The organism is Streptomyces fodineus (genome assembly GCF_001735805.1).
In the GTDB taxonomy this organism is placed as follows: domain Bacteria; phylum Actinomycetota; class Actinomycetes; order Streptomycetales; family Streptomycetaceae; genus Streptomyces; species Streptomyces fodineus.
Genome location: NZ_CP017248.1, coordinates 5,955,291 through 5,977,892, shown reverse-complemented (window position 1 = coordinate 5,977,892; position 22,602 = coordinate 5,955,291). Strand labels below are relative to the sequence as shown.

At 73.3% G+C, this 22,602-nt stretch carries 13 protein-coding genes and 1 pseudogene; 11 read left to right on the top strand and 3 right to left on the bottom strand.

Going from position 1 to position 22,602, the window contains the following annotated elements:
• Positions 1-16 precede the first annotated feature (16 nt).
• Positions 17-1,660 carry a serine/threonine-protein kinase gene (locus BFF78_RS25595; RefSeq protein ID WP_069780535.1) on the bottom strand — a complete coding sequence of 548 codons (1,644 nt, stop codon included), beginning with the start codon at positions 1,658-1,660 and terminating at the stop codon, positions 17-19.
• A gap of 311 nt (positions 1,661-1,971) precedes the next feature.
• On the opposite strand from BFF78_RS25595, the gene BFF78_RS25590 reads away from it, so the two are divergent.
• From BFF78_RS25590 to BFF78_RS25560, 7 genes are all read left to right on the top strand, one after another.
• Positions 1,972-6,030: an FHA domain-containing protein gene (locus tag BFF78_RS25590; RefSeq protein ID WP_069783813.1), complete on the top strand. Its 4,059-nt coding sequence runs from the start codon at positions 1,972-1,974 to the stop codon at positions 6,028-6,030.
• Between the two features lie 140 nt (positions 6,031-6,170).
• The gene (locus BFF78_RS25585) at positions 6,171-7,547 is read left to right on the top strand and encodes an ABC transporter substrate-binding protein (RefSeq protein ID WP_099055095.1); all 1,377 of its coding nucleotides are present in this window, start codon (positions 6,171-6,173) and stop codon (positions 7,545-7,547) included.
• 7 nt (positions 7,548-7,554) lie between these two features.
• Positions 7,555-8,901: a carbohydrate ABC transporter permease gene (locus tag BFF78_RS25580; RefSeq protein ID WP_079161477.1), complete on the top strand. Its 1,347-nt coding sequence runs from the start codon at positions 7,555-7,557 to the stop codon at positions 8,899-8,901.
• The gene (locus tag BFF78_RS25575; RefSeq protein WP_069780532.1) at positions 8,898-9,737 is read left to right on the top strand and encodes a carbohydrate ABC transporter permease; all 840 of its coding nucleotides are present in this window, start codon (positions 8,898-8,900) and stop codon (positions 9,735-9,737) included. Before BFF78_RS25580 ends, BFF78_RS25575 begins: the two co-directional genes overlap by 4 nt.
• A 158-nt stretch (positions 9,738-9,895) precedes the next feature.
• Positions 9,896-12,124: a bifunctional glycosyltransferase/CDP-glycerol:glycerophosphate glycerophosphotransferase gene (locus BFF78_RS25570; protein WP_069780531.1), complete on the top strand. Its 2,229-nt coding sequence runs from the start codon at positions 9,896-9,898 to the stop codon at positions 12,122-12,124.
• Positions 12,125-12,276: 152 nt separating this feature from the next.
• Entirely contained in the window at positions 12,277-14,475 is a 2,199-nt protein-coding gene (locus BFF78_RS25565) for a bifunctional glycosyltransferase/CDP-glycerol:glycerophosphate glycerophosphotransferase (RefSeq protein WP_069780530.1), read from the top strand.
• A 7-nt stretch (positions 14,476-14,482) separates the two neighbouring features.
• Positions 14,483-16,687 carry a bifunctional glycosyltransferase/CDP-glycerol:glycerophosphate glycerophosphotransferase gene (locus tag BFF78_RS25560; RefSeq protein WP_069780529.1) on the top strand — a complete coding sequence of 735 codons (2,205 nt, stop codon included), beginning with the start codon at positions 14,483-14,485 and terminating at the stop codon, positions 16,685-16,687.
• Positions 16,688-16,747: 60 nt separating this feature from the next.
• On the opposite strand, the gene BFF78_RS25555 is transcribed toward BFF78_RS25560, so the two are convergent.
• Positions 16,748-17,161 (bottom strand): organic hydroperoxide resistance protein, encoded by a 414-nt coding sequence (locus tag BFF78_RS25555; RefSeq protein ID WP_069780528.1) that lies wholly within the window; start codon positions 17,159-17,161, stop codon positions 16,748-16,750.
• Positions 17,162-17,242: 81 nt separating this feature from the next.
• Between BFF78_RS25555 and BFF78_RS25550 the strand changes: the two genes are divergently transcribed.
• The 4 genes and pseudogenes from BFF78_RS25550 (at position 17,243) to galE (ending at position 21,227) form a co-directional block, all read left to right on the top strand.
• The gene (locus BFF78_RS25550) at positions 17,243-17,746 is read left to right on the top strand and encodes a MarR family winged helix-turn-helix transcriptional regulator (RefSeq protein WP_079161476.1); all 504 of its coding nucleotides are present in this window, start codon (positions 17,243-17,245) and stop codon (positions 17,744-17,746) included.
• 288 nt (positions 17,747-18,034) lie between these two features.
• Positions 18,035-19,303 carry a glycosyltransferase 87 family protein gene (locus BFF78_RS25545; RefSeq protein WP_069780526.1) on the top strand — a complete coding sequence of 423 codons (1,269 nt, stop codon included), beginning with the start codon at positions 18,035-18,037 and terminating at the stop codon, positions 19,301-19,303.
• Between the two features lie 44 nt (positions 19,304-19,347).
• Positions 19,348-19,794 (top strand): annotated as a pseudogene (locus BFF78_RS50205) (glycosyltransferase family 2 protein); the annotation flags it as partial.
• 452 nt (positions 19,795-20,246) lie between these two features.
• Positions 20,247-21,227, top strand: coding sequence for a UDP-glucose 4-epimerase GalE (galE, locus tag BFF78_RS25535; protein WP_069780524.1), 981 nt, complete (start codon positions 20,247-20,249; stop codon positions 21,225-21,227).
• A gap of 553 nt (positions 21,228-21,780) precedes the next feature.
• On the opposite strand, the gene BFF78_RS25530 is transcribed toward galE, so the two are convergent.
• On the bottom strand, positions 21,781-22,404 hold the full coding sequence (locus BFF78_RS25530) for a TetR/AcrR family transcriptional regulator (protein ID WP_069783812.1): 624 nt from the start codon (positions 22,402-22,404) through the stop codon (positions 21,781-21,783).
• Positions 22,405-22,602: the final 198 nt, after the last annotated feature.

Sequence of the window (22,602 nt, the reverse complement as noted above, 5' to 3'; positions counted from 1 at the left end):
CCGCGAGTTCGCTCGATCAGTTACGGCTGCCGGAGGAGCCGCCGAGATCCTTCATCCACTTGCTCACCTGGCCGACCCAGTGGGTCACCTCGTGCCAGTAGCTCCGGCCCTGGCCGATCCAGGTGTGCAGCGGGGTCAGCTCATAGATCAGCCAGCTGGCCACGACCAGGATGACGATCGTGAACAGGCAGCCCTTCAGGCAGCCGAGTCCCGGGATCTTCATCGGGTTGGCGCTGCGCTGGCGCGGCGCGCGGGGCTCGCGCACGGGCCGCTGCGGCTCCGGGGCGGGCGGCGCGTACCGCTGCGGCTGCTGCTGCGGCGCATAGCCGTAGCCCTGCTGGTACCCCTGCTGCCGGCCGCGCGGCTGCGCCTGCTGGGGGCGGGCCTGCGGGGCCGGGCGCGGCTGCTGCTGGGGCCGGGCCACCTGCCGCTGGGGCCGGTGGCGCAGCGGGTCGTCCTCCGGGGCCAGGTACTGGACCTGCGTCTGCTCGTTGCGGTCGCGGGCGGCGCGCAACTGGGACTGCCAGGGGTGCGGCTGCTCGGGCTGCTGCCCCTGCGGGCCGGTGTTCGGCAGCACCGCCGTCGGGTCCGCCGCGCCCGTGTTCGGCAGTACGGCGGTGGGGTCGGCGGCGCCGGCGGGGCCGCCGGTGTGCGGCAGCACGCTGGTCGCGGCGTTCGGGTCGTACGACCCCGCCGCGCCGTGCGGCAGCACCTGCGTGGGGTCGGCGGCGCCCGGGACCGCGGTCGGGGCCGGGTCGGGGACGAGCAGCGCGCCCACGCCCTCGGCGGCGGCGATCTGCGCGGCGTTCGCGTGCACGCCGATGCCCTCGGCGACGACCCTGAGGCCGCGCGCGAGGTTCTCGGCGCTCGGCCGTTCGTCGGGGTTCTTGCGCAGGCAGCGCTCTATGACCGTCCACATCGGGTCCGGGACGGTGGAGGGGCGGCGCGGCTCGGCGCTCAGGTGTTGGTGCAGCACCTCCAGGGCGGTGCTGCCGGCGAACGGCGGACGGCCGGTGACCAGCTCGTACAGCAGGATGCCGGCGCCGTAGATGTCCACGGCGGAGGTCTGCGGGCGGCCCTCGGCGGACTCCGGTGCCACGTACGCGGGCGTGCCGACGAACTCCTGGGTGCGGGTCAGGCCCGGGGAGTCCGCGAGGCGGGCGATGCCGAAGTCGGTCAGCATCGGGTGCATCTGGCCGTCGTGCTGCTGCAGCAGCACGTTGGCGGGCTTCAGGTCGCGGTGGACGACGCCGTCGGCGTGGCTCGCGGCGAGCGCGTCGGCGATCTGCGCGGTCAGCAGCGCGGCGGCGACCGGGGTGAGGGGGCCGCTCTCGCGCAGATAGCGGTGCAGGTCGGGGCCGTCGACGAGGTCCATGACCAGCGCCAGCAGATCGCCCTCGACGACCAGGTCGCGGACCCGGACGATGTTCGGGTGGGTGAGCCGGAGCAGGACGGAGCGCTCACGCAGGAAGCGCATCACGATGTCCGGATCGCTCGCCAGCTCCTCCTTGAGGACCTTGATCGCGACCGTCTCGCCGGGCTGCCCGGCCACGGCCGCCTCGGCGCCCGCGGTCTCGCGCTGGCGAGCACGCCAGACGGTGCCTGTGGCGCCGCGTCCCAGCGGCTCCTCAAGCAGGTACTTGCTGCCGACTGGCCGCACGTCACGCGCTCCCTGCTGCTTGCTGATGCTTGCTTGCCTGCGTTCCGGTTGTCATTCCGGTTGTTCCGACCCACTGTAGTGCCGCTCCTGGGGCCACCACGTGTCGACGGAAAGACGCGCGTCCCGGTCTCCTGGTTGCCGGAACCGGACGTGACCGATCTCAACTGATCGCCGGTGCGGCACTGGTCAGGCACTTTTGGGGGCAGAGCCGACCAATCAAGATCACTTGCTACCGGGTCCCGGGCACATTGTCAGTGGCAGGTGCGAGGATGCCTTCCAGTACTGGCCGACGTGCTCGTGTTGGGGTGGGGATGCAGATCCGGCTGACCGTCGTAGACCCGCTGGGCCCGTCCCCGCAGCGGGGCCGCGCCGCGAGCCGCGACGTGCTGGTCACGGCGCCCACGGGCACGGATCTCGCCGCGGTCGCGTCGGCGCTGGCCGGGGCGGTCACCGGAGAAGGCCGCGACACCGGCGGCGCGCCGGTGCTGTACGCCGGGACCGAGCGGCTGGATCCGCGCCGCTGCACCCTCGGCGAGCCTCCGCTGGTCGACGGCGCCGTGCTGTCCCTGGGCGCCCCGGCGGCCGCCGAACCGCATCCCGAGCTGGACGAGGCGCCGACCCAGCTCCATGTCGTCGCCGGCCCCGACGCGGGCGGGGTCCATCTGCTGCACGGCGGCCGGATCACCGTGGGCCGCTCGGCCGAGGCGGACGTGCCGCTGGACGATCCCGACGTGTCCCGGCTGCACTGCGCGGTCACCGTCGGCGCGGACGGCCGCGTCTCGGTCGCCGACCTGGGCTCCACGAACGGGACGGTGCTGGACGGGGAGCGGGTGAGTGAGCGGCCGGTGCGGGTCCCTGCCGGGGGCTTGCTGCGGGTCGGGGAGTCGGCGCTTCGGGTCGCTGTGTCCGGGGGAGCCGGGGGGCGGGTGCGGACCGTCTCCGACGGGGAGGGGTGCGTCCGGGTCGTTCCGGATGCGCTGCCGGGTGCGGGTGCGTCCGTTTCGGGTACGGCTGGGTCTTCGGGTTCGGGTGCGGGTGCGTCCGGGTCCGGGTCCGGTTTCCCAGCCGCACCACGCGTGCGGGCGTCGTCGTCGGGCGCGAGTGGGGCTGGTGGGGCGGGGGCGCCGTCCGCGGGTGCGGGGGCGAGTGGTGGCGTGCGGGGTGCGTCCGGCGGAGCCGGGGGGCCTCGTGGGGCGGGAGTGCCATCGGCGGGTGCTGGTGGTTCTCGTGGCTCCGGTGCGGATGGGGCTTCCGTGGGGGCGGATCAGCACGGGTATGACTCCGCCGGATGGGGGGCCTCCGGGGGTGGGGGGCTGGAGCATCGGGGGGCGGAGTCGGGTGTTGTGCCGGGGCAGGGCGGGGCGCCGAACATCGAGAACCGGGGTGGCGGGCCCGCGGCAGCCGGTGCTGCTCGTGGCGCCGCCTTTGGTGGTGACACGCACGCGGGGCGCTTCGGGGCGACCGGGGGGCCGTACGCCGGTGCGGCGGAGGACGGCGGCCTCGTCGGCGAGGATCCGCGAGCGCAGGGCCGCCCCGTCAGGGGCACTGGTGTCCCCCAGGGTGCTCGGCGGCGGGGGCTAGGTGCGTGGGCGCGCCGGCTGGCCGGTGGGCGCGGGGAGCAGCCCGTCGGATCCGAGGCGTACGACGGCACCGAGGCCCGCGTCGGCGCCGGCCCGGCGATCGTCGCGCCGCAGCAGCCCGAGACATGGCCGGATCCCGCCGCCCTGTTGCTGACGGCGCTCGGCCCCGGGCCCCGGCTGTGGGAGCGCGGGCCCGGTCATGCGGAGGCGCTGACCGTGCGGCTCGGCACGGCCGACCGGAGCGCACCGGACGGCTCCGGACTGCTGCCCGCGGTGCCCGTGACGGCGGCCCTGCGCGAGGCCGGGGCACTGGGCCTGGCCGGTCCGCGCCCCCGGCTGTCCGGGCTGGCCCGCGCCGTGCTGGCCCAGCTGGCCGCGCTGCACTCCCCCGATCTGCTGGAGATCGTGCTGATCAGCGCCGACCGCTCCCGTCCCGTGGAGGAGCGCACGGCCGAGTGGTCCTGGCTCGGCTGGCTCCCGCACGTCCGGCCGGGCCACGGCCAGGACTGCCGGCTGCTGCTGGCCTACGACCGGGAACAGGCGGCGGCCCGCACCGAGGAACTGCTGCGCCGGGTGGACGACCACGCCACGACCGGCAGGGGCGCGGCCCAGCCCGGCGCCGCCCATGTCCCGGCCCCCGGCGCCTCCGCTCCCGAGCCGGCCCCGGGCGCCGCTGCACACGGCCCCCACTCGGGTGCCGTCACCCAGGCCCCTCCCTCCGGCCCGTCCGCCCGCTCCGACCAGGGCACCCCGCGCCAGGCGTTCGGCGTACCCGCCCCACACCCCGCCACCGGCGACCAGAGCGCATACGGCACCCCGGGCGACCCCGCCCAGCTGTTCACTTCCGGCCACCCAGGCACCACCGCACCCGCCTCCGGCGCCCCCGGCACTCCCGGCACCCCGCCCCAGAGCCTCGGCCACCCCGGCACCCCCGGCGCGCCCTCCCAGCAACCCGCCCCCGGCCCCTCCGCCACCCCGGGCCCACGAACCCAGGGGCTCGACGGCCACCCCGGCACCACGGCGGCATACACCTCCGGCCCCGGCACCCCGCCCCAGGACCTCACCTCCAGCCAGACCAGCGGTTCCGCGCCCGGACTCACCCCCGCAGCCCCCGCCGCCACCCACACCCACCACCCCTCGGCCACCCCCACCGGCCCCGCGGCCCACCCGGCCGCCGTTCAAGGCGCCCGCTCCGCCCCGACCCGGCGCCCCTCCTGGGCCAGGGAAGACTCCGAAGCCGGCGCGGGCAGCGGGTTCCGCGGCCCCTACACCGTCGTCGTCGTGGACGGAGACCCCGGTGGTGCCGGGCTGCGGGACGCCGTCGCGCGGCTGGCCGTCGCCGGGCCGCGGGCCGGGATCCATGTCGTGTGTCTCGCCGAGACCGAGCCCGCCTCACCCGCCTCACCCGTGGCGCTGACGTATGAGGCCGCGTGCGCGGTGACGCCGACGTTCCGGCACTGCGGTGCCGCGGCGCTGCTCAGCGGCGATGTCGCAACCGCGCTGCATCTGATGCGGGTGGCGCCGAGCGGGCCCGTCGGACCGGGGACGCTCGCCGCCGTGGACGCCGTGTCCGCCGCGTGGGCGGAGCGGTTCGCGCGGGCGCTGGCGCCGCTGCGGCCGGACGGGCCGGTCGGCGAGCGGGATCTGCGCGTGGCAGCGCCGTTGCCGCAGTCGGCGCGACTGCTGGACGAGTTGGGGCTGGCCCGGGCCACCCCGGCATCGCTGATGGCGCGCTGGGCGGACGCGGCCGACGACACGGCGTCCCTGGGCGGGCGGGCGCGGGCCGTGCTCGGTGCCGGGCCGCGCGGGCCGCTCACCGCCGACCTGGTGGCGGACGGGCCGCATCTGCTGATAGAGGGGCCGGCCGGCAGCGGTCGTACGGAGTTGCTGCGGGCCGTGGTGGCCTCGCTGGCCGCCGCCGAGCGGCCGGACCGGCTGGGCGTGGTGCTGATCGACGGCCGGGACGGGGTCGGGAGCAGCGCCGCGCAGGGTGAAGGGCTGCGCGTGTGCACCGACATACCGCATGTCACCACCCATCTCATCGCCAACGACCCCGTGCGCATGCGGGAGTTCGCCCAGTCGCTCGCCGCCGAGCTGAAGCGGCGGGCGGAGCTGCTGGGCCGGATGGATTTCGCCCAGTGGCACGCGGGGCGTGAGGTGTCCGGCCGGATCGTCGCCCAGCGCACGGCCGCCACCGGGGACATAGAGACGCCGCCCAGTTCCACCCTGCGGCTCCGGCCGGGGGCGGCGGCGCGGCAGCGGGCCGAGGCGGCGCCGCCGTTGCCGCGGCTCGTGGTCGTCGTCGACGACCTGGACGCGCTGGTCTCGCCCCCGCTCGGCTCGCCGGGCCGGCCCGCCGCCGGATCGGTGATGCGCGCGCTGGAGGCGGTGACCCGGGAGGGCGAGCGGCTCGGGGTGCATCTGGTGGCGGCGACCGGGACCGGCGATCGTACGGCGGAGACCGAGCCGGCGCGGCGGGCGGCGCTGCGGGTCGCGCTGGACGCTCCCCAGCAGGGGCCGGACGAACCGGCGCCGGGGCGCGGGATATTGGCGTACGGGGACGGACGGGTCGTCGGCTTCCAGGGCGGCCGGGTGACGGGCCGTATTCCGCGTACGGCGACCCAGCGGCCCACCGTGGTCCCGCTGGACTGGCAGCGCATGGGCGACCCGCCGGCCCGCCGGCCCGTACGGGAGCTGGGCAACGGCCCCACCGACCTCGCCCTGCTGGCCAGCGCCGTGGAGCGGGCGGCCAGGGAAGTGTCGGCGGCGGAGGTGCCTTCCCTCCTCTGAGCGCAATCGACCCGCATACACTCTCGGTCACGAGCCGGTTACGATGCGCGGGTTGACAGCGCAGGCGCTCTTGCCCGCTCTGAGTGGCCCGGCGTACACCGGACCGCACGGGACAGCAGACGAACGGGGAAGTGATGCGCATGCACAGCAGCAGCACCATCCGGACCCACAGGACCGTCACCACGCTCGCCGCCCTGCTCGCGGGAGCCCTCGCGCTCACCGCCTGCTCCAGCAGCAGCAAGGACAAGAAGACCGGCGCCGACGAGACCGGCCCGGCCACCGGCTCCACCGTCACCCTGCCACGGCTGAACGGCGCCAACCTGGAGATCGCCGCCGTCTGGACCGGTCAGGAGCAGAAGAACTTCAAGCAGGTCCTGGCCGAGTTCGAGAAGCGCACCGGCGCGAAGGTCACCTTCGTGCCCGCCCAGGACCCGATCATCAACTTCCTCGGCTCGAAGATCGCGGGCGGCCAGCCGCCGGACGTGGCCATGCTGCCGCAGCCCGGCGCGATCAAGCAGGCCGTGCAGCGGGGGTGGGCCAAGCCGCTCGGCCCGGCGGCCCTGACGGAACTCCAGAAGAACTACTCGCAGGGCTGGCAGGACATCGGCAAGGTCGACGGCAAGCAGTACGGCGTCTACTACAAGGCCGCCAACAAGTCGCTGATCTGGTACAACGCCAACGTCTTCCAGAGCGCGAACGCCAAGGAGCCGAAGACCTGGAAGGACCTGCTGGCCGCCGCGCAGGCGGTGTACGACTCCGGTGTCACGCCGTTCTCGGTGGCCGGCGCGGACGGCTGGCCGCTGACGGACTGGTTCGAGAACGTGTATCTGTCCCAGGCGGGCCCTCAGAAGTACGACCAGCTCGCCCAGCACAAGATCAAGTGGACGGATCCCTCGGTCAAGCAGGCGCTGACGACCCTCGCGCAGATCTGGGGCAAGAAGGACTACCTCGCGGGCGGTCAGGACGGCGCGCTGCAGACGGAGTTCCCGGCCTCGGTCACCCAGACCTTCACCGGCGGCGACCAGCCGAAGTCCGCGATGGTCTACGAGGGCGACTTCGTGCAGGTCAACATCGGTGAGACCAAGGCGAAGGTGGGCACGGACGCGAAGGTGTTCCCCTTCCCGGCCGTCGGCTCCACCGCGCCGGTGGTCTCCGGCGGTGACGCGGCGGTGATCTTCAAGGACTCCAAGGCCGCGCAGGCCCTGCTCACTTTCCTCGCCTCCCCGGACGCTGCGACGATCCAGGCGAAGCTCGGCGGCTATCTCTCGCCGAACAAGAACGTGGCCGTCTCGGCGTATCCGAACGCGGTGCAGCAGAAGATCGCCAAGGCGCTGATCGCGTCCGGTGACGACTTCCGCTTCGACATGTCCGACCAGGCCCCGCAGGCCTTCGGCGGCACCCCGGGCAAGGGTGAGTGGAAGGACTTGCAGGACTTCCTGAAGAACCCGGCGGACGTGGCGGGCACCCAGGCGAAGCTGGAGAAGGACGCGGCGGCCGCGTACGGAAGCGGGAGCTGATCCGGCGATGGCGTCGGCAGCAACGGCGGCCGGGGCCCCACCGGGCCCGGCCGCGCCGCGCGGTCGCAAGGGCGTGACCGGCACCCGCAGGACGGTGGCAGCGCTGTTCCTGCTGCCCGCCCTGGTGCTGCTCGGTGCGCTCGTGGTCTACCCGATCGGGTACTCGGTCATCCGCAGCTTCTTCAACGCGGGCGGCGACGGTTTCACCGGCGTCGACAACTACAAGACCCTCTTCACGGACGACGGCATCCGCACCGCCCTGAAGAACAACGTCATCTGGGTGGTTTTCGCGCCCACGGTCTCCACCGCACTCGGTCTGATCTTCGCGGTGCTGACCGAACGGGTGCGCTGGGGGACGGCGTTCAAGCTGGTCGTCTTCATGCCGATGGCGATCTCGATGCTGGCGGCCGGGATCATCTTCCGGCTGGTGTACGACCAGGATCCGCACAAGGGGGTCGCGAACGCGGTGTGGGTGGGGGTCCACGACACCTTCGCGCAGTCGTCGGCGTTCCCGAAGGCCCACCCGGGCCGCGAGTCGCCCCTGGTGGCCCAAGGGGGCGGCTTCATCACCAAGGCCACGGTCCACGCCGGGCAGCCGGTCACCCTCCCTCTCGTCGGCGTCGCCCCGGACCAGATGCCCGGCGGTGCGAAGAGGGCCGTGGCCGCCAGGCCCGAGCCGGGGAAGATCACCGGCACCACCTGGCAGGACTTCACACGCGGAAAGGGCGTGGGACGGCTCGGCGCGCCCGACCCGTCCGAGCTCGGCTATGCCGGGATGCGGATCGAGGCGGTGAAGGACGGCAAGGTGGTCGCCGCCACCGAGGCGGCCGGCGACGGCACCTTCACGCTGCCCGCCTCCGCCGACGGGGCCAGGCTGCGGCTTCCGGCGGGCAACTTCAGGGAGCCGTACAACGGTGTCGAGTGGCTCGGCCCGGCGCTGGTCACCCCGGCGGTCATCGGGGCGTATGTGTGGATGTGGGCGGGCTTCGCGATGGTGCTGATCGCGGCCGGGCTCGCGGGTGTGCCCCGGGAGCTGCTGGAGGCGGCGCGGGTGGACGGCGCCAACGAGTGGCAGGTGTTCCGCAAGGTCACCGTGCCGCTGCTCGCGCCGGTCCTCGCGGTCGTCACCGTCACGCTGATGATCAACGTGCTGAAGGTCTTCGACCTCGTCTACATCATCGCGCCGGGCTCCTCCCAGGACGATGCCAACGTGCTCGCCCTGGAGCTGTACCGCAAGGGTTTCGCGGAGAACCAGCCGGGCGTCGCGAGCGCGATCGCGGTGCTGCTGCTGGTGCTGGTGATCCCGGTGATGGCGTTCAACATCCGTCGGCTGAGGCGGGAGGTACGGCGATGACCTGGCTGCTGGAGAAGATCAACGGCGGTCTGGTGCGCGTCTTCCTGATCGTCGTCGGCCTGTTCTGGCTGGTGCCGACGATCGGTCTGCTCATCTCCTCGCTGCGCGCGCCCGAGGACATGAGCGCGAGCGGCTGGTGGAAGGTGTTCGCCAAGCCGTCCCAGCTGACGTTCGACAGCTACCGCAGGCTCCTGGAGAACGGCGACATCACGCACTCCCTCTGGAACACCGTGCTGATCACGGTCCCGGCGACGGTGCTGGTCGTCGTGGTCGGCTCCCTGGCGGGCTACGCGTTCGCCTGGATGGAGTTCCCGGGCCGGGACTGGTGGTTCCTGGGTGTGGTGAGCCTGCTGGTCGTACCCGTGCAGGTGGCGCTGATCCCGATCGCCGAACTGTTCGGCAGGATCGGCCTGTTCGGGACGATCTTCGGTGTCATCCTGTTCCACACCGGCTTCGGTCTGCCGTTCGCGGTGTTCCTGCTGCGGAACTTCTTCGCGGAGATCCCGCGCGAGCTGCTGGAGGCGGCCCGGCTCGACGGCGCCGGTGAACTGAGGCTGTTCGCGACGGTGGTGATGCCGCTCGGCGGGCCGGCGATCGCGAGCCTCGGCATCTTCCAGTTCCTGTGGGTGTGGAACGACATGCTGGTCGCGCTGGTGTTCACCAAGTCGGGCACCCAGCCGATCACGGTCGCGCTGCAGACGCAGGTACGGCAGTTCGGCAACAACATCGACGTGCTGGCGCCGGGCGCGTTCATCTCCATGGTGATCCCGCTGGCCGTGTTCTTCGCGTTCCAGCGGCAGTTCGTGTCCGGGGTGATGGCGGGCGCCGTCAAATAGCCGCGCAGCGGTCACTTCCGAGAGGGCGGGCGGCAAGAGGCCCGTCCTCTCGCGTTCACCTGGGGTCCCCCACATGCCGTAAGGCCGCGTAACCAATTCACTCCATCGGCCGTTCCCGGTCAAAACCCCCGCGCCGACCGACGACCCTTGGATGTCCCTTGCCCAGGTTCAGTGTCATTGTCCCCGCGTACAAGGTCCAGGCGTATCTCCCCGAGTGCCTGGACTCGGTGCTCTCGCAGTCGTATACCGATCTGGAACTGATCGCCGTGGACGACTGCTCACCGGATGCCTGCGGGGAGATCATCGACGAGTACGCGGCCCGTGACGCGCGCGTGCGGGTCGTGCACCTGGCCGAGAACCAGGGGCTCGGGCGGGCCCGGAACGCGGGGATGGCCGAGGCGAGCGGCGACTACCTGGTCTTTCTGGACAGCGACGACACGCTCGCCCCGGACGCGCTCCTGGCGATCGCCGACCGGATCAAGGAGGCCGGCGAGCCGGACGTCGTGATGTACGACTACGCCCGCACCTACTGGGACGGCCGGTCCGAGCGCAATCAGCTCGCCGCCCGGCTGACCGAGCAGGGCCGGGCGCCGTTCCGTCTGGAGGACCGGCCGGGTCTGCTCAGCGTGCTGATGGTCGCCTGGAACAAGGCCTGCCGGCGGGAGTTCGTCGAGGAGCACGGCTTCGCCTTCCCGCCGGGCTACTACGAGGACACCCCCTGGACCTTCCCGGTGCTGATGACGGCGGGGTCGATCGCCACTTTGGACCGGGTGTGCGTGCACTACCGGCAGCGCCGGCAGGGCAACATCCTCTCCACCACCAGCGGCAGGCACTTCGATCTGTTCGAGCAGTACGACCGGGTGTTCGCGTACGTCGAGGAACATCCCGAAGTGGGGCGGTGGCGGCCGGAGTTGTTCCGCCGCATGATCGACCACTACGCGACGGTGTTCACCAAGCGCGGCCGGCTGCCGCGCGGCAGCCACGGTGAGTTCCTGCGCCGGGCCCGCGCCCACTACCGCCGCTACCGCGTCCCCGGAACCCGGATGCGGCCGCGGACCATCCTGGTCCGCTTCGGTCTGCACCGCACGTTCCGGGCCTTCCAGCTGGCCTCGGCCGTGCGCCGGCGCACGCTGAAGGCGGCGGTGAAGCTGGCCCGTGCCGTGCGCGCCGGTGCGCTGCGGCTGCACTACCGGATCCAGCTGCGGCTGCCCGTGCGCGCCGACCGGGCGGTGTTCGCCTCCGGTGCGGGCCAGGGTCACGGCGGTGACCCGGGCGCGCTGGAGGAGGCGTTCCGCGCGCACGCCCCGCACATCCGCACCGCGTGGATCGCCCGGCCCGAGCACCGGCACACGGTCCCGCCCGCCACCGACAGCCTCCGGCCGGGCACCGCCGGCTACTGGACGTCGCTGGCCCGCGCCAAGTACCTGGTCTCCGACGACGTCCTGGACCCGGGCCTGCGCAAGCGGAGCGGGCAGATCCTGGTCCAGACCCAGCGCGGCACACCGCTCGGGCACCTCGGCCTGGACCTCCTGGAGCACCCGGCGGCGGCCCACGGCACCGACTTCACCCGGCTGCTGCGGGCCGTCGACCAGTGGGACCTCGTCCTGTCCGCCAACCGGCACTCGACCCTGACCGGCGAGCGGGTCTTCCCCGGCCGCTACACCACGCTGGAGTACGGCGCCCCGCGCAACGACGTCTTCCAGCGGGCGACCCCGGCGGACGTGGCCCGGCTGCGCGGGCTGCTGGGCATCCCCGAGGGCGCGGTCGCGATCCTGTACGCACCGGCCCACCGGGACTACCAGCGCACCCAGCGCCCGCAGCTGGACCTGGCGCGGATGGCGCGCCGTCTCGGCCCGCGCTTCGTGATCCTGGCCCGTACCCACGCCGACCACCGCCCGGAGGGCGCCCGGATCATCGACGTCCGCTCCCACCCGAGCGTGCAGACCCTGTGCCTGGCCTCGGACGCCCTGCTCACCGACTACGCGTCGATCATGTTCGACTACGCGGGTCTGGACCGGCCGATCGTGGTGCACACCGGCGACTGGGCGGCGTACCAGGCGTCCCGCGGGACCTACTTCGACCTGCGCGTCTGCCCGCCGGGCGCGGTCGCGCGCAGCGAGGACGAGCTGATCGACATCTTCGCGACCGGCCACTGGCGCGGCTCGCGCTCCGCCCAGCTGCGGGCGGCGTTCCGGGAGCGGTTCTGCCCGTACGACGACGGACGCGCCGCCGAACGGGTCGTACGGCATGTGGTGCTGGGCGAGCCCGGCCTGCCGCCGATCGTGCCGCTCGCGGAGCGGGAGCCGGCCCCCTCGGCCTGCGCGTGGTCCCCGCTGGCCACCGTGCCGCAACCTTCCGGTTCCCTTCCCGTCACCGAGAGGCGTTGAGCAGCGTTGATCCCTCCGGGAGTTCCCGTGCCCCTCGGCTCGACGCGGCCCACTCCGAGCCGGCCGTCCACCTGGCGTCCGGCGGGGCGGCCCGGTCGCGTGGCAGGCCTCGTCCGCAGGACCCGTGTCAGCATGCCAACAGAAAGAACAGAATGCCCCGCTTCAGCATCATCGTCCCCTCCCACGGGGTCGCCGCCCGGCTGTCCCAGGCGCTGGATTCGGTTCTCGGCCAGTCCTTCGGCGATCTGCAGCTGATCCCGGTCTGCGACGGCCCCGACGCCACGGCCGGCGCGGTGGCCGCCGGCTACGCGGAGCGGGACTCCCGGGTGACCCCCATCGACTCGCCGCCGTCCGCCGGTCTGAGCGGGGCGCGGAACGCCGGGATGCGGGCGGCGACCGGTGCGTATGTGCTGTTCCTCGACGGCGACGACGTGCTGCTGCCGGGCGCGCTCGCGGCGCTGGACGCCCGGCTGACGGAGACCGCCGGTGTGGACGTGCTCTACGTCGAGCACGAGCGCGCCCCCTGGTGGGAGGGCGAGCCGACCAACCCGGCCGCGCCGCTGTTCGCCAGGGCACCGAAGGGCGCCTTCGCCCCCGCCGACCTTCCGGAGCTGACGGGCGTCCAGCTCCCGGCGTGGAGCGCGGCCTACCGCCGCGCCTTCCTCACCGAGCACGAACTGACCTTTCCCGGCAGCCACTTCACCGACCTCGGCTGGGGCGGGCTGACCACGCTCGCCGTCGGGCGGATCGCGGTGCTGCGCCGGGTCGTCGTACGGCACCGGCTGCGCCGGCAGGGCAGCCGGCTCCATGTGCCCGGGCCGCACCAGCACGCGGTGCTCGACCAGGTGGAGCTGGTGCTGACCCGGGCCGCCGGGCGGGATCTGCCCGCCGAGCGGACGCGGGCGCTCTTCGAGCAGTTGTTCACCCATGTGCTGAAGACGGCGTCCCGGCCGGAGCGGCTGCCGTCCGGGCGCCGGGCGTTCTTCCGCCGCGCGGCCCGCCTCTACCGCCGGCACCGGCCGGCCGGCTTCCGGGCGCCCGGCGGCAGCCTGGGTGTGCAGCACCGGCTGCTGGCGGCCGGAGCGTACAGCGCGTTCCGGGCGCTGCGCGGCGCCAACCGGGTGACCACCAGGCTCACCGAGGGCCTGCCGCGCCCACGCATGCTGCGCACCCGGCTGCGCTACGCCCGCGACCTGCACCGCCCGCTCGACCCCGGACTCGCGGTGTACTGCGCCTACTGGGGCCGGGGCTACACCTGCAACCCGGCGGCGATCCACGCCAAGGCCCGCGAACTCGCCCCGCACATCCGCTCGGTGTTCCTGGTGGAGCCGGGGCAGGAACACGCGATGCCGCCGGACGTCGAGTACGCGGTGATCGGCTCGCGCCGCTACTGGGAGGTGCTGGCCCGCGCCAAGTACCTGGTCAACAACGCCAACTTCGCCGAGGGCATCGTCAAGCGCCCCGGCAGCGTGCATCTGCAGACCCAGCACGGCACCCCGCTGAAGACGATGGGCGTGGACCAGTCGACGTACCCGGTGGTGGCCGCCCGGTCGGGCAGCTACACCCGGCTGCTCGGCCGGGTCGACCGCTGGGACTTCAACCTCTCCGCCAACCGCCACTCGACCCAGATGTGGGAGCGCGCCTTCCCCGGCTCCTGGGAGGCGCTGGAGTACGGCTATCCGCGCAACGACGTCTACTACACGGCGACCGGCGAGGATGTCGCCCGCATCAGGCGGGAGTTGGGCATCGCCGAGGGCAAGACGGCCGTCCTCTACGCCCCCACCCACCGCGACCACCACACCGGCTTCGAGCCCGGCCTCGACCTGGAGGCGTTCTGCGAAGCGGCCGGCGAGGACGTCGTCGTCCTGCTGCGCGCCCACTACTTCTACGACCGGGGCCCCGCGCGGAGCTGCGGCCGGATCATCGACGTCACCGCGCACCGCTCCTCGGAGGAGGTCTGTCTGGCCGCGGACGCGCTGGTCACCGACTACTCGTCGATCATGTTCGACTACGCCAACCTGGACCGGCCGATCGTCGTGTACGCCGACGACTGGGACGTCTACCGGGAGACGCGGGGCGTCTACTTCGATCTGATGGCCGAGCCGCCCGGCCCGGTCGCCCGCACCCCCGAGGAGCTGGCGGCGGTCTTCCGCGACGGCTCGTACGCGGGCGCGGAGGCCGCGGCGCTCAGGGCCGCGTTCCGGGAGCGGTTCTGCGAGTTCGACGACGGGCGGGCCGCCGAGCGGGTCGTACGGCGGGTGCTGCTGGGCGAGCCGCCGGAGGCGGCCTTGCCGGTGATCCCGCTCGCGGAACGCGTCCCCGCCCCCGCCGCGACCCTCGTGAGGAGCTGACCCGCCCGTGCCCCGCTTCAGTCTGATCGTGCCCTGTTTCAAGGTGCAGGGTTTTCTGCGCGAGTGCCTGGACTCGGTGCTGGCGCAGTCCTTCAACGACTTCGAGCTGATCGCCGTGGACGACCGTTCCCCGGACGGCTGCGGCGCGATCCTGGACGAGTACGCCGAGCGCGACCCCCGGGTCAAGGTGCTGCACCTGCCGAAGAACGTGGGCCTCGGCCGGGCCCGCAACGCCGGGATGCCGCACGCCACCGGCGACTATCTCCTCTTCCTGGACAGCGACGACACCCTCACCCCGGGCGCGCTGCGGGCGATCGCCGACCGGCTGGCGGAGGCCGGCGAGCCGGACGTGCTGGTCGTCGACTACGCCCGCACCTACTGGTGGGGCGGCACCCGGCGCAACGCCCTGGCCGAGGTGCTCGCCGAGGCCGGCCCGGACACGTTCACCGCCCGCACGTACCCGCGGATCCTGGACCTGCTGATGGTGGTGTGGAACAAGGTCTACCGGCGCGAGTTCGTGGCGTCGGAGGGCTTCGCGTTCCCGCCGGGCTACTACGAGGACACCCCCTGGACCTTCCCGGTCCTGCTCAGCGCCCGGCGGATCGCCGCGCTGGACCGGATCTGCGTGAACTACCGGCAGCGCCGGCAGGGCAGCATCCTGTCCACCACCAGCCGCAGGCACTTCGACGTCCACGACCAGTACGAGCGGGTCTTCGCGTTCGTCGAGCAGCGGCCGGAGCTGGCGCACTGGCGGCCGTATCTGCACCGCAAGATGGGCGAGCACTGCCTCGACATCCTGGCCAAGCCGGACCGGCTGCCACCCGGCGACAGGGCCGAGTTCTTCCGGCGTACGACGCGGATGTTCCGCGCGCACGCACCCGAGGGCGCCCTGGCCGACGGCGAGGTGGGCCTGCTGGAGGGCTCCTGGACGGGGTACCGGATCAGGCGGCAGGCGGCGCGGATCGGGCAGGAGGCGGCCCGGCGGGCCGAGCCGGTCCGCGACGCCGCCGCCGCGCGGGCCCGCTCCGGCTGGGCGTCCCTGCACGCGATGCGCCCGCTGGACCCGCACCTCGTCGTCTACTCGGCCTCCTCGCACCGGGGCATGCTCGGCGACCCGGCCGCCGTGTACGCCAAGGCCCGGGAGATCGCCCCGCAGCTGCGCGGGGTGTGGGTGGTGCGGGACGCGGAGACCGCCGCCGGACTGCCGCCCGGCGTGGAGCACGTGATCGTGGACTCCCGGCGCTACCTGGAGGTCACGGCACGGGCGAAGTTCTTCGTCAACGACGTCAACTGGCCCGGCGCACTGGCCAAGCGGCCCGGCAGCGTGCACATCCACACCCACCAGGGCACCCCGCTGAAGTACATGGGCGCCGACCTGCTGGACAAGCCGGGCGCCCGGCTCGGCTTCGACGTGCCGCAGATGCTGCGCCGGGCCGACCGCTGGGACTACAGCCTGGTCGCCAACCGCCACTCCGAGCTGGTCTGGGAGCGGGCCTACCCCTGCCACTTCACCTCGCTGCGCACCGGCAGCCCCCGCAACGACGTGCTGGTGAACGGCGGCGCCGGCGGCTTCCGGCAGCGCCGTGGCATCCCGGAGACGGACACCGTCGTGCTGTACGCGCCGACCCGCCGGGACTACCGCCGCACCGGGCACGTGGACCGGATCGACCTCGCCCGGTTCGCGGCCGACCTCGGTGCGGGACGCACCCTGGTGGTCCGGCTGCATCCGTCGCTGGCGAACGGCCCCGCCCGCGGCCTGGGCCTGGCCGAGCTGGCCCGGCGCGGCATCGTGGTCGACGCGACCGACGAGCCGCGCGTGGAGGAGGTCCTGCTCGCGGCGGACGCGCTGGTCACCGACTACTCGGGCGTGATGTTCGACTACGCCAACCTGGACCGGCCGATCGTGGTGCACGCCGACGACTGGGACGCGTACACCGCGAGCCGGGGCACCTACCTCGACATCACCGCCGAACCGCCCGGCCATGTCGCGCACTCCTACCGGGAGCTTGCCTGGCTGTTCGCCTCGGGGTCCTGGCGGGACGAGGAGTCGGCGCGGCTGCGGGCGGAGTTCCGGGCCCGGGCCTGCGAGTTCGACGACGGCCGGGCCGCCGAGCGCGTCGTACGGACGCTGCTGCTGGGCGAGGCCATGCCGGGCGCCGGGATCCGGCTGCCGGGCCAGGGCACCGGACGTGACGTGCTGACCTCGGCGTAGGGCGCACACGCGCGAGGGTGCCGGTGCCGGGGCGGCGCCGGCACCCTCGGGGCGCCCGGGTCACTCGATGACGAGGTCGACGTCGATGTTGCCGCGGGTGGCGTTGGAGTAGGGGCAGACCTGGTGGGCGGTCTCGACCAGCTTGCGGCCGGTCTCCTCGTCCACGGTGTCGGGCAGCTCGACGCGCAGCGTCACCTTCAGCCCGAAGCCCTCGCCCTGCTTGCCGATGCCGACCTCGGCGGTCACCGCCGCGTCGCTGACGTCGACCTTCGCCTGCCGGCCGACCAGGCCGAGGGCGCTGCCGAAGCAGGCGGCGTAACCGGCGGCGAAGAGCTGCTCGGGGTTGGTGCCCTGGCCGTTGCCGCCCAGCTCCACCGGCGGAGCCAGCTTCAGGTCGATCTTGCCGTCGGAGGAGACGGCACGACCGTCACGGCCGTGGGTGGCGGTGGCGACTGCGGTGTAGAGCGCGTCCATGGTGACCCGTCCTGTCTGTGCGGAGTCCGTTACGAGCTTGCGAGGACAAGTAGAGCACACAATTAAGTTGTGCACAACTCAATGACCGGCAAGAGCTACCCTGGAGCCATGACCGCCTCGCCCGCCACCGCCGACGCCGACTGGCTCCGCCTGGACCGCCAGATCTGTTTCTCCCTGCACGCCGCGTCCCGCGCCTTCAACGGCGTCTACCGCGTGATCCTCAAGGACCTCGGGCTCACCTACCCGCAGTACCTGGTGATGATGGTGCTGTGGGAACAGGGCGAGCTGCCCGTCAAGAAGCTCGGCGAGCATCTGCGGCTCGACTCCGGCACGCTGTCCCCGCTGGTCAAGCGGCTGGAGGCGGCCGGCCTCGTACACCGGGAGCGCAGCGCCGAGGACGAACGCTCGGTGCGGGTGCGGCTCACCGAGGAGGGCACGGCGCTGCGCGAGCGGGCCCTGGAGGTGCCGCGCCGCATCATGGGGGCGACCGGTTTCGCCCTGGAGGAGATCGCCGCACTACGCGAACGCCTCGACCAGCTCACGACCGCGCTGGACGCGGCGGCGCTGACGGCGGCCGAGGACTAGACCGGCGCACGGAGAGCCGTACGACCGTCGCACCCCGGGCGGCAGCACCGTCAACGGCAACGCCACCCCCACAAGGGTGATTTCCCCCCCGCCCCACCCTCCCTGCGGCCCGGGCCGACGCCTGCGCCCCCGCGTGGGCCCACACCACCAGCACCGCGAACCCGTGCGGCCAGCAGCCGAGCCGGGCCCTTCGGCATGGCCTGACCTTTTGCGATTAACCAATCTTTTTCCGGTCATAACGGCGTATCGGCAGGGATACGGCATCCGCGCCGCTTAGGCTCCCATGCGATGAACCGTCTCCGTGTCAACTCCGGCCCGGTCCTCGCCGTCACCGCCCTCTGGCTGGGCACCCGCGGCACGATGCTGTGGCTGCTCCTCCACGAGGGCGCCCCCGTACTGGGCGGCGGGTCGGTGGCCCGTGAGGTGTGGCGGCTGTACTTCGACTGGTACGGCGTCCTCGCGCACGGCTCCTTCCCGACGCACGACACCACGTGGCAGTACCCGCCGGGCGCGGGCGCGGTGCTGCTGGCGCCGGCTCTGCTGCCGTGGCTGTCGTACTTTCAGGCGTTCGTGGTGCTCACGCTCGCCGCGGACGCGCTGGTCACCGCGGTGCTGGCCCGCGCGGGCAGGCCGGCGGGGCGCAGCCTGCTCGGCGCGGCCCTGTGGACGGGCGGCCTGCCGCTGCTGCTGCACCTCCCGCTCGCCCGGTACGACGTCCAGGTCACCGCGCTGGCCGTGCTCTCCCTGCTGGCGCTGGGCCGCTCCCCGCGCGCCGGCGGTGTGTTCGGGGCGCTGGGCGCGCTGGTGAAGGTGTGGCCGGCGCTGGTGCTGCTGGGCACGCCCCGGGGGCGGCCGACGCGCGAGGCCTGGGGGTGGGCGGCGGCCACCGGGGCCGCCTCGCTCGCCGCGTTCGCCGTGTTGTTCGCGCATCCGCTGTCCTTCGTGCGGGAGCAGGGCGGGCGGGGCGTGCAGATCGAGTCGCTCGGCGGTACGGCCCTGAACCTGGCGCGCAAGGCCGGCTGGCCGGGCCGGGCGCAGTACCAGTACGGCGCCGCCGAGCTGGCCGGACCCCATGTGCACGCGGTCGCCACCACCTCGCTGTGCCTGACGGCACTGGCGTTCGCGCTGCTCGTGCTGTGGCGGATGCGGGCGCGGCGCTGGAGCGAGGCCACGCCGTTCGACGCGGCGCTGTGCGCGGTGCTGCTGTTCACGGTCACCAGCCGGGTGATCAGCCCGCAGTACATGATCTGGCTGGTCGGACTCGCCGCCGTGTGCCTGACCTCCCGGCACACCGGCCAGCGGCCGGTCGCGGCGCTGGTCCTCGCGGCGACCGCGGTGAGCACCGTGGTGTTCCCGATGTACTACCAGGAGGTGGTCGACGGCACCTGGACCGGCTGTCTGCTGATGCTGGTGCGCAACGGGATCCTGGCGTCCGCGGCGGTACTGTCGTTCGTCCGGCTGTGGCGATCGGCGCGACCGGAAGGAAAGAGCGTGCGGACCACGGAACCCCACTCCGATTCCGAACGTCTTCGGGACCGGGCCCTAAGCCTCTCTTAACGGCCTATTACCGAACATTTCTACGCTCCCGGCCCGTGGACCCGATGCGATCAGACCCGCCAGGCACATCCGACGCAGCTGCCGCTGCCGTGCCGCCGCACACGGCGCGGGTCGGTGTCGTCGTCATCGGCTACAACGACCATACCCATGTGGGTGACGCCGTGCGTTCGGCGCTCGCCCAGGGGCCGGCGGTCGCCGAGGTCATCGCCGTGGACGACTGTTCCACGGACGGCAGCGCCGACCTGCTCGACCGGCTGGCCGCCGACGAGCCCCGGCTGCGGGTGGTGCGCCGGAGCGTGAACAGCGGCGGCTGCGGCAGCCCGCGCAACGCCGGGTTCGACGCGGTGCTGGCGGCCTCCACCGAGGCGAACGCCGAGGTCGCGAGCGGGCTGTGCGTGCGCCGGGAGCTGCCCTCGGGGCGCGAGCAGCCCTGGCAGGAGCCCCTGTACACGACGCACACCGTCCTCGCGCGCCCCTCCCAGCACCCGCGCCGGCAGTCCCGGGACGACGACCGGACGCGAGGGCGCACGACGGTTCCGCTCACGCCCTCCGGCGCGGACAGCTGGTCGGCCGAGCTGGCCGTCCACTTGGCCGCGCTCGGGGCGGGTACCTGGGACCTGCGGCTGACCGTGCGCTTCGCGGACGGCGCCCAGCGGGAGGTCACGGCGCACGCCCTCACGGGCGCCGGCCGACTGCGCCGACGCGCCGTCCCGAGCGTCCGGCACGGCGTGCTGCTGGTGCAGCCGTACGCCACGCACTCCGGCGCACTGGCCGTGCGCATGGCGACCGGCGGGGGCGGAGTGGCACGGGTGGCGGCCGGCCGCCTGCGCCGCCTGCTTCACTGAGCCGCCCGCGGGGTCACCGGACCCCACTGCTTCACTGAAAGACGCCCGCTGCCGCACCGAGCGGCTGAACGGGCCAGATGAACGAGGAGACGGCCGCAATGACCTGGCTGATCACCGGCGGTGCCGGATACATCGGGGCACACGTCGTACGGGCGATGACCGAGGCGGGCGAGCGCACGGTCGTCTACGACGACCTGTCCACGGGCGTCGCCGAGCGCGTCCCGGCGGAGGTTCCCCTCGTGCAGGGCTCCGTCCTGGACGCGGAGCTCGTAGCCCGCACGCTCGCCGAGCACGAGATCAGTGGCGTCGTGCATCTGGCGGCGAAGAAGCAGGTGGGCGAGTCGGTGGAGCTCCCGCTGCACTACTACCGGGAGAACGTGGAGGGCCTGCGCACCCTCCTGGAGGCGGTCACGGCAGCGGGTGTCCCGTCCTTCGTCTTCTCCTCCTCGGCGGCGGTCTACGGCATGCCGGACGTCGACCTGGTCACGGAGGAGACCCCCTGCCTGCCGATGTCCCCCTACGGCGAGACGAAGCTGGCCGGCGAGTGGCTGGTCCGCGCGACGGGCAAGGCGACCGGCATGTCCACGGCGTCCCTGCGCTACTTCAACGTGGCGGGCGCGGCCGGCCCCGAACTCGCCGACACCGGCGTGTTCAACCTGATCCCCATGGTCTTCGAGAAGCTCACCGAGGGCGCGCCGCCGCGCATCTTCGGCGACGACTACCCGACGCCGGACGGCACCTGTGTCCGCGACTACATCCACGTGGTCGACCTGGCCGAGGCCCACGTCACGGTCGCCCGCGCCCTGGCGTCCTCCCCCGGCACCGACCTGACCCTCAACATCGGGCGCGGCGAGGGCGTCTCCGTCCGCGAGATGATCGACCGCATCAACGCGGTCACCGGCTACGACCGCCCGCCGACCGTCACCCCGCGCCGCCCCGGCGACCCCGCCCGCGTCGTCGCCGCGGCCACCCGCATCGCCACGGAACTGGGCTGGCAGGCCAAGTACGACGTCCAGGACATGATCACCTCAGCCTGGGAGGGCTGGGTACACCACCACCCGGAGGCAGCGCGGTCGTAGGCCGTGGCGGTGAACGACGGCCGGGTACTGCCCACGCAGGACCTGGCCGAACTCACCGTGGCACCCCTCAAGAGACCGTTCTGCGAGTAGTCCGTAGCCGGTCGGACAGCGCCCCGCGCCCCTCAGGGAGCTGCGGTTCCATCGGCGGCACCCACTCGGCAACGGCCGGTGTGCCGCGGGCAGCCATGCCACCGAGCCGACACCCGCCCAGCGACGGCCTTCGTACCCCGTGGGTGCGGGCAGTCGTGCCGAAGAGGGTGCCCACCCCGACAACGGCCGTCGCACCCGCCCAGCTACAGGCAGCCACCACGCCGAGGCACAACCCACCCCGGCAGCGACGGTCGCGCCCGCACAGCTACAGGCAGTCGTGCCGCTGGGGCGGCACGGGTGGGCGTAGCGGCACCCCGCCGGCGTGGGCGAGCGGAATGCCCCTCGCTCGGCGGCAGGACCCCGCACCCCACCAGCGCGGGCAAGCGAAACACCCCGTCGGCCGACGGCAGCACCCCGCCGGCACCGGCAGGTGAAGCCCGCCCCGGCCGGCGCAAGTGGCCCCTCACAACGCCTTGAGCGCCCCCGCCGTGGCCCGGGCCAGTTTTTCCAGGTAGCCCTTGGGCAGGTTGGGGGAGCGGATGACCACCGCGCGCCAGTACAGCGGGCCGGAGATCAGGTCGAGTGCGAGGTCGGGATCCAGGCCCGCCCGCACCTCGCCCCGCGCCTCCGCCGCCGCGACGATCTTGCTGGCCACGCCCTCCTGCCCGTCCCGCAGGGCCTTCTGGAAGGCGTCGGCGATGTCGGGATTGCGGGCCGCCTCGGCCTGGAGGTCGGGGATGATCTGCGAGGCGACCGGGTGGCGCAGGGCGCGGGAGGTGACCTCGTACAGGAGGCGCAGGTCGCCCTCCAAAGAGCCCGTCTCCGGGACCGGCAGGCCCAGCACGGCCATCGCCGACACCACGTCCAGGACCAGGTGCAGCTTCGAACGCCACCGCCGGTACACCGCCGTCTTGCCGACGCCCGCGCGCCGCGCGATGCCCTCTATGGACATGCGTGCGTATCCGGCGGCCGCGAGTTCCTCGAAGACCGCCGCCCGGATGGCCTCGGTCACATCCTCCCGGAGTACGGCGGCCCCGGCAGGGGTCCGGCGCGGACGTGTCGGCGCATCGTCGGCGTTCGTGGTCATGACCCACAGCATAGGCCGTGACGACGAAACGGTTGCGTTCCGACGTCGATTGGTTCTACGCTCGCGTTGCGACGATACGGTCCCGTTCCGACGTAAGAGAACATGAAGAGAAGCGTAAGGAAACGAACGCGGTGTCGGACGACGGACCATCGACTCGCCCCGGCGACAGCCGGGCGCGGCACCCCCTCCCCCGAGCGA